The sequence below is a fragment of the Vibrio sp. sp1 genome, assembly GCF_016920955.1.
In the GTDB taxonomy this organism is placed as follows: domain Bacteria; phylum Pseudomonadota; class Gammaproteobacteria; order Enterobacterales; family Vibrionaceae; genus Vibrio; species Vibrio alginolyticus.
In genome coordinates, this window is record NZ_CP060590.1 from 1224256 (window position 1) to 1239236 (window position 14981).

The window sequence follows — 14981 nt, forward strand, 5'->3', positions numbered from 1 at the left end:
CATTATCTCAATAAATAACGCGCTTGTTTTCACGGGCACCCTGCTTGCTGGTATATCTGCGAGGAGTAAAGTCGTGAGCCAAAAAGAACAAATAAAAGCATACAAAGGTCCAGCTGGTGGTTGGGGTGCACTGAAAGCCGTAACCAGAAGTTGGTGGGGCAGTGAAAATGCAGTTAAAAACATTCGCACTATGCTCAAAACCAACCAAAATGGCGGTTTCGACTGCCCGGGATGTGCATGGGGCGAGTCGCCAGATAGTGGTAAAGTCAATTTTTGTGAGAATGGCGCGAAAGCGGTAAACTGGGAGGCGACCAATCGTCTGGTTGATCCTGAGTTTTTTGCCAATCACAGCGTTTCATCTCTCTCAACGCAAACCGATTACTGGTTGGAATACCAAGGCCGTATCACGCACCCAATGCGATACGATGCCGAGTCCGACCACTATGTACCTGTCTCTTGGGATGAGGCTTTTTCTCTTGTGGCTAAACATCTCAATCAATTGGATTCACCGCACCAAGCGGAGTTTTATACCTCTGGTCGTGCAAGCAACGAAGCGGCGTTTTTATATCAGCTATTTGTGCGCGCATTCGGTACCAACAACTTCCCAGATTGTTCCAACATGTGTCACGAAGCCAGTGCAATCGGGATGAAAGACACCATTGGCGTTGGTAAAGGCACAGTGATCTTTGATGATTTTGAAGAAGCCGACGCGATTTTTGTGATTGGTCAAAACCCGGGCACGAACCACCCACGAATGCTTGAACCTCTGCGCGAAGCGGTAAAACGTGGTGCGCAGGTTATCTGTCTAAACCCGCTGAAAGAGCGCGGATTAGAGCGTTTCCAAAACCCACAAATGCCGATTGAGATGCTCAGTAACGGCTCAGAACCTACCAACACGGCGTACTTGCGTCCTGCTTTAGGTGGAGACATGGCAGTGTTTCGTGGTATCGCGAAATTCTTGTTGCAATGGGAACGCGAGGCATTGCAAAACGGTGGCAAAGCGGTATTTGACCGTGAGTTCATCAAGCAACACACGATAGGTATTGATGAGTATTTGGCTGAAGTGGACGCAACCTCTTGGGAACACATCGCGGAACAATCGGGTCTTGATTTAAGTGAAATCGAGATGGTGGCGAGCATGTATCGACGTGCAGAACGTGTGATCATGTGTTGGGCGATGGGGTTGACTCAGCATCGTCACTCTGTACCAACCATTAAAGAAGTCGCAAACGTGCAAATGTTACGAGGTAACGTTGGTAAGCCGGGCGCGGGTCTTTCACCAGTGCGAGGTCACAGTAACGTTCAGGGCGACCGTACGATGGGCATTGATGAAAAACCTTCAGATCTGTTGTTGGATCGCATTGAAAGTCGATTTAACTTTGACGTCCCGCGTGGTGAAGGCCACAACACTGTGCAAGCCATTAAAGCGATGGAAGAAGGGCAAGCGAAAGTATTTATCGGTTTGGGCGGTAACTTTGCACAAGCAACGCCAGACACAGAACGTACGCACAACGCGATGCGAAACTGTAATTTAACCGTACACATTTCGACGAAGTTAAATCGTTCTCACCTTGTCACAGGTAAAGATGCGCTTATTCTTCCATGCTTAGGCCGTACTGAGATTGATCAGCAAGCGACGGGCCCACAAGGCGTGACGGTTGAAGATACTTTCAGCATGGTGCATATCTCATTTGGTCAGCTAAAACCGCGTTCGGAGCATTTGCGTTCAGAACCAGCGATTATTGCCGGTATTGCCAATGCTACACTCGGGGCAAAACCAATTGATTGGTTGTGGGCGATTGAAGATTACGACCGTATTCGCGATTTGATTGCAGACACGATTCCGGGCTTTACCGACTTTAACCATAAGCTTAAACACCCGGGTGGATTCCACTTGGTAAACCCAGCTGCCGAGCGTCGATGGAATACACCAAGCGGCAAAGCACAGTTCAGCTCTAGCGAGTTGCCGAAGCAGTTGATCAGCGAAGCGATACTCGAAAAAGGCCAAAAGCCAGATTTGATCTTGCAAACCATGCGCTCACACGACCAATACAATACGACACTTTACGGCTTGAATGACCGTTATCGTGGAGTATTTGGTATGCGCGAAGTGCTGTTTATCAATGAAGCGGATATTCGTAAACTCGGTTTTGAACCGGGCGACAAAGTGGACATGGTGTCATTGTGGGAAGATGGCGTTGAGCGCCGTGTGAGCGGATTTACGCTTGTTGCCTATGATGTACCAGCAGGTCAGGCGGCGGCTTACTATCCAGAAACAAACCCATTAGTTCCTTTGGACAGTTATGGGGATAGAACGTTTACGCCAACCTCTAAGTTTATTGCGATAAAATTGGAAAAATCGACATCCGATAAGATCGCTTTGGTGGAAGCGGAATAGTGACCAAACCGGCACAACGACATTTCCGATAAGCAAACGGCTGATATTAATTATCAGCCGTTTTTAATTGCGCTCAGTCTGCATTTAGTGCGCATAGCTTGTGTATAATGTTAATGACATTATGCTGCTCGATAATAGACAGATAAGGCCGATTTGAATCTAATTTCAAGTAGTAAAACTAATAAGAAGATGCTTATGACCTTGAAAAATATAATTAAATTAACAATCAGTCACTTAGTGGCAGTTTCTATTGGCATTGCGATAGGTATCTATACTTTACCGATCCTTATTGCACCACCTGCGCCGACCGATGAACAAGTTGCTAAGAGCAAGCAAGGTGCAGAATACAGCGCAGTGTTTAAGAGGGAACTCAAAGGTAGCGACGCTTTTCATTGGGGAGAGGGAGAAATTCATTTGAGTTCTGAAGTCATTACGTTGGTAGGAAAACTCGCTCCCGGACCAGACTATAAACTCTATCTATCTCCTAAGTTTGTCGAAACGGAACAAGAGTTTAATGACCTTAAATCTGAGATGAGCTTAATTGGTGATGTCAAAACGTTCGATAACTTCGTTGTTGAGGTTCCTCAAAGCACTTCAATTTCTGAATACAATACGGTTGTTGTATGGTGCGAGACATTCGGTGAGTTCATTACTTCGGCAAAGTATCAATAAACCTTAGCAGTAGAGTGAAAGGCTTTTCTTTTCACTTTACGCTAGGATGTTGTTTCGCATAATTAAGAGGCAAAGACTCTTAAACACTCTAAATTTAAGAGCCTTTGTTTAGAGTTATTGACAGAACCATTCGACCTGTAAGTCGTTTGCACCTTTCAGGCTACGTTCTGGAAAAACAAGATTTCGAACTATTTAGAGTTATTCTCTGTTTGGCTTGTTTCGTTCGATGACGCTAATCGCAATGGCTAAAAATAGAATATCTTTTACTAAAAAGAAGTTTGTCACCAAAACCCCATCAGACACTTTCCATGTATTCGGTGTCGTAATTAGAAAGCTGAGTGTCGCAAGAAAAATAATTGCGGCGGCTATGCCAGAAAAATAAGCGACTCGTGTGTTTTTAAGGCCAACGATTAATCCAATAGCGACAATGATTTCTGTTGCGCCAATGATGTTTGATACGGCTTGAACTGACATCACATCATACAACCAACTCATCAGAAAATGATTTTCAACGAGCGGTTGTATAAGCTTGGCCTCTGTAGGTGTGAATTTATAAATACCAATCCATATTAGAACTAAAGAAACGCCGAAAACTCCGATAAGATATCCAATTGAGTCACATTGATGATGGCTTTTTACGTTTTGCATAATTAACTACATTCTCCTGTTTGTTAGCGCTTCCAACAAGACCTATAAGGTTGGTAGAAAATTTCATAGGTTTTTTTCGCTCAAACAACAGATATTAAAAATCACGTGATACAGAATTACGTGTTTGATAGAACTTAAGGATATTTCGTGGAAGTTAAAATTTTTCAGGTTGACTCGTTTACATCAGAGGTTTTCAAAGGTAATCCCGCGGGTGTTTGTATCACAGAGTCAAGCCTTGATGAGGAAACGATGTTGGCCATCGCGGCCGAGATGTCGTTATCTGAAACGGCATTTCTGTCACTCAGTACAATGCAACTTCGTTGGTTTACACCGAGGACGGAAGTTGCTTTGTGTGGACACGGCACACTTGCAACGGCGCACGTTCTGAAAGAGCAGGGGTTATATAATACTGGAGATACGATTGAGTTCGTTACGCTATCTGGGGTTTTAACTGCACAACTCGATCATGAAGAAATTCATTTGGTGTTTCCTGCTCCAACTTTAGATATGCGAGCTAGTATTAACAAAGACTTACTTCATGGTTTGGGGCTAGATGCCGCCAATGTAGTCGCCTACGGTCAGTTTGATAATAAGCAGTTGGTCGTCATTAATGATGAATTTGTGCTTGAACAGCTCGACCCTGATTTTGGTGCGCTGCTTAAACAAAAAGGCCGTGGCGTCGTCATCACTGCTCAATCAAGCACTGACGCCGATTTTGTCTCTCGATACTTCGCGCCTTGGGTAGGTGTTAATGAGGACCCAGTTACAGGCTCTGCACATTGCGCTTTATGTGTTTACTGGGCTAAAGAGCTCAACAAAAAGCAACTGAAAGGCTTCCAAGCCTCCAAGAGAAGTGGGGTCGTCCATACAGAGTTGTTAAGCACTGAGCACGTTAAGCTTTCTGGAAATGCAGTAACGATATTGCGAGGATATATGAGAATCGCGTAGCGGTCCTTGTGGGAATGATTTTATTTTCGTGTTACCCAATGCTCAATAGTGAAGACGCTTGAATGCTGCTTATTTAAGTGGCTGATTTTTTTTGTAAAAACACCCCTGGCACGGTGGTGTATAACGATTGGAGAGTTATATGAAAACTATCGGTCTTCTAGGTGGTATGAGCTGGGAGTCGACGCTTAGTTATTACAAATTGATCAACGAAGGAGTCAAAGAGGCGTTAGGCGGCCTAAATTCCGCAAAAATTTGTATGTATAGCGTGAATTTTTCGGAGATAGAGAAACTTCAACATCAAGGTAAATGGGAAGAAACGGCAAGCATTCTATCTGATGCTGCATCTTTAATAGAAAAAGGGGGCGCTGACTTCATTCTTATTTGTACTAACACAATGCACAAAGTTGCGCCTCAAATTGAAGCCAGTATTAATATCCCCATACTACATATCGCAGACGCGACTGCTGAGTTACTTCGTGAGAAAGGGGTTCAAAAGGTCGGACTCCTTGGTACTCAATTCACAATGGAGCAAGACTTTTATAAAGGAAGGCTTTCCGACCGTTATGGGCTTGATGTCGTCATTCCCGATCAAGACGACCGCTCTAAAGTACATAACATTATTTATAAAGAGTTATGCCAAGGTGAAATCAAAGAGGAGTCAAGGACGATATACTTGCAAATTATTGAAAAACTAAAAGAGCACGGAGCTGAAGCTGTGATTCTCGGGTGTACTGAAATTGCCTTACTTGTAAACCAAAGTCACACCGATGTTACACTACTCGATACCACTTCTATCCATGCTCAAGCAGCAGTCCGTTTGGCAATTGAAGGTGAATGATCTACGCTTTCTTTCCTGCAAAAAAAGAGAAAACCAAGCACGTGGTTTTCTCTTTTTTATTATCAAGTTATAAGCGAGCAAATTTGAGAGTTCTGTATCCACCAATCAAGTTGCGGGCTTTGTAACCATTGTTGACCAGCTGACGGTATGCTACGTTACCGCGTAACCCAACTTGACAGTAAATCACGATCTCTTTGTCTTTAGGAAGTTCGTGCATGCGACGACGTAGTTGATCGACAGGAATATTAATTGCACCTTCAAGATAACCAACGGACTCCAATTCACCAGGATTACGAACATCAAGTAACAGTTGGTCTTCTGTCAGTGAATCCATTTCATCATAATGAATCGCGGTCGCATCGCCTTTGATGATGTTATTTGCCACAAACGCCGCTTGGTTAATTACATCTTTAGCAGAGCCATAAGGTGGCGCGTAAGTGAGCTCGAGGTGTTGCAGTTGCTCTACCGTCATACCAGCACGCTGAGCAACTGCCATTACGTCGATACGTTTATCAACACCGTCTTTACCTACTGCTTGCGCACCTAATATTTTACCTGTTACTGGATCAAACAGCATTTTGAATGACACGGTTTCTGCACCTGGGTAGTAACTCGCGTGACTTGCTGTATGCACATACACTTTTTCATAAGCGATGTTTTCACGTTTCAGCTGTTTCTCGTTTTTACCAGTAGAAGCGACGGCTAAATCAAAAATCTTACAGATCGCCGTGCCTTGCGTACCTTGGTAAGTTTCTTGGCGGCCAAGCATGTTGTCTGCTGCCATTCGGCCTTGACGGTTTGCCGGGCCCGCAAGTGGCACTAGAGTTTGCTCGCCAGTCACAAAGTCTTTCTCTTCTACCGCGTCGCCGACAGCGTAGATCGAAGGATCGCTGGTTTGCATGTATTCATTGGTATAAATACCACCAAGAGCGCCGATTTCTAAGCCAGCTTCTTTCGCTAATTTGGTCTCGGGGCGAACACCAATTGCCATAATCAAAATATCGGTGGTGAGTCTTTCACCGTTGTTTAGTGTTAATTCTAATTCACCTTCTAGATGTTGGTGTTTTTCGCTCTCACCAGAGTCGAAACTTGCCACGTGCTCGTTAGGTACGAATTTCACCGACTCAAGTGCGACGCCAAGTTTAAGGTCGATGCCTTTCTCACGAATTTCAGCATGTGCGAAGCCAGCCATTTCACGGTCAACGGGCGTCATCACTTGATCCGCCATTTCAACTAATGTGGTTTTTATGCCTAGCTGGTGGAAGGCTTCCATCATTTCCAAACCGATAAAACCACCACCAACGACCGTAGCGTGTTCAACTTTGTTGGTTTCGATCGTTTTAATGATGCGATCCATATCTGGAATATTGCGCAGCGAGTGCGTTAACGGGTTATCAATACCCGGAATAGGCGGCACAACTGGACCTGCGCCAGGGCTGAGTAGAAGAAAGTCGTAGCTCTCTTGGTATTCCGAGCCATCAAGCAAATTCTTAACCGTAACCGTTTTGTCTTGACGGTTAATAGAAACCACTTCGTTCATCACACGGACATCAACATTGAAACGCGCTAAAAAGCTCTCAGGCGTTTGAAGAAGCAGTTTGCTGCGCTCTTGGATATCGCCACCAATGTGATAGGGTAAGCCACAGTTTGCAAATGACACAAATGGACCGCGTTCAAACATAATGATTTCTGCGTCTTCACTAAGACGACGAGCGCGAGCTGCTGCAGATGCACCTCCAGCAACCCCACCAATAATCACGATTTTGCTCATGGATTTCTCCTGCTGAATGATCGAAAACGCCTACACCTTACTTAAATAAATTAGCTAAGTCTAATGTTATTTAATCTACATTAGCATTGACTTAATAATATTAATTAGTAATATCTAATGAAATGTAATGTAGTAATGAAGAGGCATAAGAATGGGCGACAGTATGCTACAAAGTGCGACCGAAGCGAGTGAGCTGCTTAAAATTATGGCTCATCCAGAGCGCCTAATCGTGATGTGTAAGCTGATTGAAGGCGAGAAAGGGGTTGGTGAACTGTTTGAAGGTTCATCATTAAGCCAATCTGCTTTTTCACAACATCTCACCGTATTGAGAAAGCACGACATTATTAAAGCTAGAAAAGTTTCTCAGCAGGTATTTTATTCAATTTCTGATGAAAGAGTTGGTCCGTTGGTTGAGGCCTTTAAGCAAGTTTTCTGTAAGTAATTAGTTTGGCGGTTGCTATGTTTGAAGTTCCTTGGATGTCGCTGTTGGGCGGCATAATAGTTGGCGTATCAGCGATAACACTGATGCTATTTACTGGCAAGACTGCTGGGATCAGTGGGATCTTAAACGGTGCCGTTGAGAGCGCAGACCGCGTTTGGCGAATTGTTTTTTTAATTGCGATGGTATTAGGTGGCTTGTTTGCTGTTTATGTTCTTGGCGGGCATGTACCAGATCAGTACAGCGGTTCTCTTATTTTAGTTATCGTTGCTGGCTTGTTAGTCGGTGTTGGTACGCGTATCGGCAATGGTTGTACTAGTGGCCATGGCATTTGTGGAATAGGGCGTTTCTCAATCCGTTCTGTGGTCGCGACGTGTACTTTTATGGCCACAGCCATGTTAACCGTCTTGCTAGTATCGTGAGGAATAGTGTCGTTATGAAAACTCACGTAATGAAAAGTATTAAGCAAATGTCCGTTGTTGCATTTTCTGGTGTGCTCTTTGGTATTGGTATGGTGGTCTCTGGTATGGCAGATCCGGCAAAAGTGATCGGCTTTCTTGATATTACCGGTTCATGGGACCCAAGCTTAGCCTTCGTTATGGGCGGAGCACTTGTTGTGTTCGTTCCTGCTTATCTTTTATTAATAAAGCCAAGAAGCGAATCTGTGTTTGGTGATGAGGTTGTCTGTCCGACTTCTAAAACGATAGACAAAAAGTTAGTCGTTGGTGCAGCACTGTTTGGTATTGGTTGGGGCTTACTGGGTGTGTGTCCTGGTCCTGCGGTTGCCAGCCTTTTTACTGGCAACACACAAGTTCTGCTCTTTATAGCGGCAATGTTGGTTGGGTCATTCACCGCTAAAAGAGTGGTTCGTCAATAAAGAAAGTACTTCAACGTTAAAAAGAGTACTTAAACGCTAAAAAGTGAGTGTCGTAGAAACCGGGCAATGGTCACTCAGTTTATAGTCGAGTACATCTTGTGTTTTGAAAACGGTTTGAACACCAGACGACGCCTTTAAATCACCACTCGCAATGATGTGGTCTATCACCGAGCGGAATTGGTGGGTTTTATTCGGATTACGATTAGAGCGCACTTTACATTCCGCTTTAGTGTCTTTAGTCACTAGCTTTGCACTAGTATTGTCCGATATCACGTCCCACAACCAATCTCCTTGATAACCCAAGTTGTGGTTAAAGTCGCCAAGCACGACATAATGTTGTTTGTTGTCCTCGCGCGCCTTTATCCACTTAGCTAGTGCCTGTCCTTGTTGTTTCACTATCTTACAATCGCGGTTATTACGATACGCGCCACTGCAACCCGCTTTCAGATGTACAGAGAGTAGGTGAGTCTCGTTTTCTTGGTTTGGATTTAAAACAAGGTAGCTCGCGAAGCGAAGCTTGCTGTTGCCTCGTGTGATAGAGAAGTCTGGCTTGTCTAATACGCTTACGCCATTGCGCACGGCAAAGCCTGTGTATTGGTTGGTGTCGTTAAACTGAAGGTGTCGGTTGGAGGCGTTTGAACGATCGGAAAGATAAATAGTGAAGTCATTGCCAACGGCTTTTTGGATGGCAGCAGCACTTTCGACTTCTTGAAAAGCAAAAATGTCGGCTTGTGTTTTATCCACATAGTGGGTCAGCTTTTCAAAATCTTGTGGTGTTCTCGACACTTTTCCACCATCTATAGATAACCATTCTATGTTCCAACTGGTTAGATTGATGGAGTTTTGAGCAAATGAAAGAGAACTAAAAAGTAATATTAACGTAACAAAAAGTGATCGCATTTTGGCCTGTTGCACTCCTATCTTTTAGCGTATTCCTTTCCATCCTTTATCCTACAAGACCTCCAAAAATAGCAAGTAGATTTAGTACCAATTTTGCAATTTTCATGGTTTTCTTCGCAACTGAGATCAACGCCAATAAGATCGATTTCTTCTTGTTCGCTAGCCAATCTTTATTGATCAAAATCAATGTTTTCGAGTGGTGCTTCTCGTTAAATGCGCCACAATATATTGTGTTGCCAGAATAAAAAATGACCCCATATAGTGTGTTTATGGATAACTCTGTGAGTATGCTCGGGTAAGGAGAACAAAGTGAAACCAATCGTAATCAAACGCGACGGATCAAGAGCTCCGTTCAACAGGGATCGTATCCAAGCAGCAGTTGAAGCAGCAGCGGAAAACAAAGATAAAGATGTCGCTATTTATGCTCTTAATGTGGCTCTTGCTGTCGAGTTACAGTTAAGAGAACACGATGAAGTTCACATCCATGAGATTCAAGACTTAGTCGAAAATGAACTCATGCAAGGTCCTTACAAAGCCCTAGCGCGTTCTTACATTGAATATCGCCACGATCGCGACATCGCTCGTGAGAAGCAAAGTGCACTAACTCGCGAAATCGAAGGTTTGATTGAAGAAAGTAATCTGGATCTAATCAACGAGAACGCGAACAAAGACGGCAAAGTAATTCCGACTCAACGTGACTTGTTGGCTGGTATCGTAGCGAAACACTACGCGAAGACGCACATTCTTCCTCGCGATGTGGTTCAAGCGCACGAAGTGGGTGACATTCACTACCACGATTTAGACTACGCACCGTTCTTCCCAATGTTTAACTGTATGCTTATCGATCTTAAAGGCATGCTGACGCATGGTTTTAAAATGGGTAACGCTGAGATTGATACGCCAAAATCAATTTCGACTGCAACAGCGGTAACAGCACAAATCATTGCTCAAGTCGCGAGCCACATTTACGGCGGTACAACCATCAACCGTATTGATGAGGTTCTAGAACCGTACGTAATCACAAGCTACGAGAAACACCTAGAGATTGCAAAAGAGTGGAACATTGCTGAGCCAGAAGAGTTCGCAAAAGCGCGCACTGAGAAAGAGTGTTACGACGCATTTCAATCTCTAGAATACGAAGTAAACACGCTGCATACAGCGAACGGTCAAACCCCATTCGTTACGTTCGGTTTTGGTCTTGGTACAAGCTGGGCATCCCGCCTGATCCAGAAATCGATTCTGAAGAATCGTATTGCAGGTCTAGGCAAGAACCGTAAAACAGCGGTATTCCCTAAACTTGTATTCGGCATCAAAGATGGTTTGAACCACAAATCAGAAGATCCAAACTACGACATCAAGCAACTTGCGCTTGAGTGTGCGTCTAAGCGTATGTACCCAGACATTCTTAACTACGACAAAGTAGTGGAAGTAACCGGTTCATTCAAAACGCCAATGGGTTGCCGTAGCTTCCTTGGTACTTACGAAGAAAGCGGTGAGCTGATTCACGAAGGTCGTAACAACCTTGGCGTCGTGAGCTTGAACCTTCCTCGTATCGCTATCCGTGCAAACGGAAGCGAAGAGAAATTCTACGAGCTTCTAAATGACCGCCTACGTCTTGCTCGTAAAGCACTAGAGACACGTATCTCTCGCCTTGAAAACGTGAAAGCACGCGTGGCCCCAATCCTATACATGGAAGGCGCATGTGGTGTTCGCTTGAAAGCAGACGACTCAATCGCAGATATCTTCAAGAACGGTCGTGCTTCTATTTCTCTTGGTTACATCGGTGTACACGAGACAATTAACGCGCTATTCGGTACAGAAGCGCACGTTTATGATGACGCTGTTTTGCGTGAAAAAGCGGTCGCTATCATCAAGCATCTAAAAGATGCTGTGAATCAATGGGCTGACGAAACTGGCTATGGCTTCAGCTTATATGCAACGCCAAGTGAAAACCTATGCAGCCGTTTCTGCCGCATCGATGCGAAAGAGTTCGGTGTAATTGAAGGCGTAACAGACAAAGGTTACTACACCAACAGCTTCCACCTAGATGTTGAGAAGAAGGTGAACCCGTACGACAAGATCGACTTTGAGATGCCTTACCCAGAAATCTCAAGCGGCGGCTTTATCTGTTACGGCGAGTTCCCGAACATGCAACGTAACGTTGAAGCACTAGAAAACGTATGGGACTACAGTTACACCCGAGTGCCTTACTACGGTACAAACACGCCAATTGATGAGTGCTACGAGTGTGGCTACAACGGCGAGTTTGACTGTACAAGTAAAGGCTTCACTTGCCCAAGCTGTGGTAACCATGACTCAACTAAAGTATCAGTAACACGTCGAGTTTGTGGCTACCTAGGCAGCCCAGATGCACGCCCGTTTAACTTCGGTAAGCAAGAAGAAGTGAAGCGCCGAGTTAAACACCTGTAAGGTTTACTACCACTCGTTTTAACACTTTGAAAATCAACTTTAAACAGGTTGATTTTCTCTTTCGCGATAACACAGAGACGCATTATGAATTACCACCAATACTATCCAATTGACGTTGTTAACGGACCGGGTACGCGCTGCACGCTGTTTGTGTCGGGTTGTGTGCATCAGTGCCGTGGGTGTTATAACCAGTCGACGCAACGTTTGGATTCTGGTGTACTTTTCACGCAAGAAGCGGAAGACAAAATCATCGCTGACTTAAACGACACGCGTATCAAACGCCGTGGCTTGTCGTTGTCGGGTGGAGATCCGCTTCACCCTGCTAATGTGCCTCATATTTTGAAGATAGTGAAAAGGGTGAAAGAGGAGTGCCCAGGTAAAGACATTTGGGTTTGGACTGGCTACACGCTGACGGAACTGAATAACGCGCAAAGGGAAGTGGTGCAATACATCGATGTTTTGATTGATGGTAAGTTTGAACAAGACAAGAAAGACCTCAATCTCGAATGGCGTGGCAGTTCAAACCAAATCATTCATCGCTTTACGGACATCTAATCAAGCATTCTCCGCACATAAAAAGGGCTCACGCGTGCATAACGGGTGAGCCCTTTTGGTGTGAGTTCGTTAATGTCTTTTAGGTTACGCTGTCACCGATTGGTCATCTTCAACCATATTATTTATCCAACGTTTAGATTGAATACGGTAAGTCGTCAGTACGCCTTTCACTAACTCTTCCGCGAGCAGAGACATCAAGACAAAATGCAAAGGCAGCCCTAACACCATGCCTGTGTAATAAGTAAGGGGGATGCCAATAGCCCACTGACCGAACGTGTCGATGAAAATGCTATAGCGAATATCAGCGCCACTCTTTAGTACGCCGCCAATCCCAACCATGTTAAACACCCTCAAAATCATACCTAGCGCCATGACTAAACATACGTTAAGTGCCATGTCTGCATCGGTTAACGGGCTCAGTACCAATAGGTGATGAATCATGGGCGAGCTCAACCACACTAGGAAAAACAGCAAGGTGGCTAAGATTGCGCTGGTTAACACATACCACCACGCCGTTTTCTCGACTCGGTCATAATGTTTTGCACCAATATCATTCCCAAGAAGAACGGATGCAGCGACCGCAAATCCCATAAAGGTTGAAATCAGTACCCCTTCAATCGGTGATAAGAATGAGATGATCGCCAGTTCTGAAACGCCCAATTGACCATAGATGATGCTGTAAACGATCAATCCACCAGTCCAAAGTGCATCGTGGACCAACATGGGTAAAGAAACCTTAAAGTACTTTTTTCGATACTGTTTTAAGCGGTCTTGTACCCAATCGAACTTAGTCGGAATTAGGTAAGCATATCGTTTGTAGAAAAAATAAATCAAGACGGCGGTTTGGAAAAATCGAGAAACAAAACTACCTACGGCTGCACCAAATACGCCCCATTGAGGGAAACCAAATACGCCCCATTGAGGGAAACCAAATAAACCAAAAATCAAAACATAATTAAGCGCGACGTTAACGACAATGGCGGAGATACTAACGTTGGTTGCCAGTTTGGTTTGGCCCACGGAGCGCAATACCGCTTCAATCGGTACTACTATCGCCGTAGCAATGAGGCTAAAGCCCGTAACCACAAGATAATCACGTGCATAAGTGACGTATTCAGGATCGTCTGACATAAAAGAGACGATCTCTTCATCAAAAATCGCATAAAGAACGATAAACGGCAGCGTCACCAAAATGGAAATAAACCAAGATTGCGCCAACGTTCTGCGAATTCCGGCTAGGTTTCCTGAGCCGTAGTATTGAGAAGCAAGTACGGTAACTGCACCGCACAGGCCAAAGACAACCGCTAGGTTGAAGAAAAAGATACGATTTCCAACTCCAACTGCTGCCGTTGCAGATTCTCCGAGTAGGCTTACCATGAAAATATCCACGACGCCGAGCAAAGCAAAAAGCATGGACTGAAGTGAAACAGGTAGGCCAATCGTAATCAGCTTTTGCCAAAATGCTTTATCGATGTATTCGCGTGTTAAGAGCATCGCATTTCTCCTTAAAGATTAATGCGAGTAGTTTATCCTCATGATTTGGCGGTGTATTTTTCAAAGGAATCCAAAACCTTTGTAAAACTCTCTACTAACGCACATGTGAGCCAATAAATCATGGAAGATAAACAAGAACGCTACGCGATTTCAGAAAAAACTTATCAAGAGTTTATTGATCACAGTCGAGTATTAGCACTTGAGGAGAGAGGCATTGTGCAGTGCGGCATTGCCACTTGTCGTGACTTCTTCTCTGTTTATCGTAAAAACCAAAAGAAACACATGCTGCTCTATACGGTGCGTGGTAAAGGGTGGCTAGAGAGTGGGACTTATCGATACGATTTGGAACCGGGCTCGTTGATTACAGTACCCGCAGGTGTTGAAAACGGTTTTGGTATAGAAGAAGAACCTTGGCAGATCGCGTGGCTTTTTCTTGCTCCTGATAGAGAGTGGCCGATATTAGAATGCGATGTTCGCTACCAGCTTTCATCTACACCTGAAGTGATGTATGCATGTATCCAAACGTTACTACGCAGCATTAACCTTCCAATCGATTATGGTGGTGCGGTAGGTGAGCATAGTGTGGCTCAGTTAGAGCTGATGTTAAACATGCCGCCCTCAGAGTCGATATCACGCAGCCAATTGAGGCTTCGGCGTGTATTTGACCTTGTCCAACGTCAGCTCCATAAGGATTGGAGCGTTGAGCAGGTGGCGGCTCTATATCCATGTTCGGAGCCTCATTTGCATCGACTGACTCAAAAGCAGTTTGGTCGAAGCCCAATGGCACATTTAACGCGTATGCGCATGGAATATGCTGCTAGGTTACTTCGTTCAACAGAATGGCCAATTCAGCATATTGGAGAAATAGTCGGATATCCGACCAGCGCTAACTTTAGTACACGTTTTAAAGCGTGGTCGACCATGACACCAAGAGAGTTTAGAAAAAACGGTAGAGTGGATTGGTACGACGAGGAGTGAATCGTTCTTTTTCTGAACGATAGAGCGCACAAA

At 44.5% G+C, this 14981-nt stretch carries 14 protein-coding genes; 10 read left to right on the plus strand and 4 right to left on the minus strand.

Annotated elements, in window-relative coordinates; translation table 11 throughout:
- Positions 1-73: 73 nt before the first annotated feature.
- Positions 74-2398 carry an FdhF/YdeP family oxidoreductase gene (locus H9L11_RS20890; RefSeq protein WP_205391163.1) on the plus strand — a complete coding sequence of 775 codons (2325 nt, stop codon included), beginning with the start codon at positions 74-76 and terminating at the stop codon, positions 2396-2398.
- Between the two features lie 195 nt (positions 2399-2593).
- Positions 2594-3070 (plus strand): DM13 domain-containing protein, encoded by a 477-nt coding sequence (locus H9L11_RS20895; RefSeq protein ID WP_005376099.1) that lies wholly within the window; start codon positions 2594-2596, stop codon positions 3068-3070.
- A 198-nt stretch (positions 3071-3268) separates the two neighbouring features.
- On the opposite strand, the gene H9L11_RS20900 is transcribed toward H9L11_RS20895, so the two are convergent.
- On the minus strand, positions 3269-3718 hold the full coding sequence (locus tag H9L11_RS20900; RefSeq protein ID WP_005376100.1) for a YkgB family protein: 450 nt from the start codon (positions 3716-3718) through the stop codon (positions 3269-3271).
- A gap of 147 nt (positions 3719-3865) precedes the next feature.
- Here H9L11_RS20900 and H9L11_RS20905 point away from each other — a divergent pair, with 147 nt between their 5' ends.
- Together H9L11_RS20905 and H9L11_RS20910 are read left to right on the plus strand one after the other, a co-directional pair.
- Positions 3866-4666 (plus strand): PhzF family phenazine biosynthesis isomerase, encoded by an 801-nt coding sequence (locus tag H9L11_RS20905; protein ID WP_031781164.1) that lies wholly within the window; start codon positions 3866-3868, stop codon positions 4664-4666.
- Positions 4667-4805: 139 nt separating this feature from the next.
- Positions 4806-5504, plus strand: coding sequence for an aspartate/glutamate racemase family protein (locus H9L11_RS20910; protein WP_053349909.1), 699 nt, complete (start codon positions 4806-4808; stop codon positions 5502-5504).
- A gap of 67 nt (positions 5505-5571) precedes the next feature.
- Here H9L11_RS20910 and H9L11_RS20915 read toward each other — a convergent pair whose 3' ends face one another.
- On the minus strand, positions 5572-7275 hold the full coding sequence (locus H9L11_RS20915) for an FAD-dependent oxidoreductase (RefSeq protein WP_104976080.1): 1704 nt from the start codon (positions 7273-7275) through the stop codon (positions 5572-5574).
- A 151-nt stretch (positions 7276-7426) separates the two neighbouring features.
- Here H9L11_RS20915 and H9L11_RS20920 point away from each other — a divergent pair, with 151 nt between their 5' ends.
- Genes H9L11_RS20920 through H9L11_RS20930 form a run of 3 tightly spaced genes read left to right on the plus strand, consistent with a single transcriptional unit; the run spans position 7427 to position 8591 of the window.
- On the plus strand, positions 7427-7717 hold the full coding sequence (locus tag H9L11_RS20920; protein WP_005376206.1) for a metalloregulator ArsR/SmtB family transcription factor: 291 nt from the start codon (positions 7427-7429) through the stop codon (positions 7715-7717).
- 17 nt (positions 7718-7734) lie between these two features.
- On the plus strand, positions 7735-8136 hold the full coding sequence (locus H9L11_RS20925; protein ID WP_025767756.1) for a YeeE/YedE thiosulfate transporter family protein: 402 nt from the start codon (positions 7735-7737) through the stop codon (positions 8134-8136).
- A gap of 14 nt (positions 8137-8150) precedes the next feature.
- Positions 8151-8591 carry a YeeE/YedE family protein gene (locus tag H9L11_RS20930; protein WP_205391164.1) on the plus strand — a complete coding sequence of 147 codons (441 nt, stop codon included), beginning with the start codon at positions 8151-8153 and terminating at the stop codon, positions 8589-8591.
- A 36-nt stretch (positions 8592-8627) separates the two neighbouring features.
- Here the strand turns inward: H9L11_RS20930 and H9L11_RS20935 are convergent, their stop codons facing one another.
- Complete coding sequence (locus H9L11_RS20935; RefSeq protein ID WP_025767757.1) at positions 8628-9491, minus strand: endonuclease/exonuclease/phosphatase family protein; 864 nt, start codon at positions 9489-9491, stop codon at positions 8628-8630.
- Between the two features lie 309 nt (positions 9492-9800).
- On the opposite strand from H9L11_RS20935, the gene nrdD reads away from it, so the two are divergent.
- Both nrdD and nrdG read left to right on the plus strand, forming a co-directional pair.
- Positions 9801-11921, plus strand: a complete 2121-nt coding sequence (gene nrdD / locus H9L11_RS20940; protein ID WP_205391165.1) for an anaerobic ribonucleoside-triphosphate reductase — start codon at positions 9801-9803, stop codon at positions 11919-11921.
- A gap of 84 nt (positions 11922-12005) precedes the next feature.
- Complete coding sequence (gene nrdG, locus H9L11_RS20945; protein WP_205391166.1) at positions 12006-12476, plus strand: anaerobic ribonucleoside-triphosphate reductase-activating protein; 471 nt, start codon at positions 12006-12008, stop codon at positions 12474-12476.
- An 84-nt stretch (positions 12477-12560) separates the two neighbouring features.
- On the opposite strand, the gene H9L11_RS20950 is transcribed toward nrdG, so the two are convergent.
- Positions 12561-13970 (minus strand): MATE family efflux transporter, encoded by a 1410-nt coding sequence (locus H9L11_RS20950; RefSeq protein ID WP_205391167.1) that lies wholly within the window; start codon positions 13968-13970, stop codon positions 12561-12563.
- 120 nt (positions 13971-14090) lie between these two features.
- Here H9L11_RS20950 and H9L11_RS20955 point away from each other — a divergent pair, with 120 nt between their 5' ends.
- Positions 14091-14948: an AraC family transcriptional regulator gene (locus H9L11_RS20955; RefSeq protein WP_205391168.1), complete on the plus strand. Its 858-nt coding sequence runs from the start codon at positions 14091-14093 to the stop codon at positions 14946-14948.
- Positions 14949-14981 lie beyond the last annotated feature (33 nt).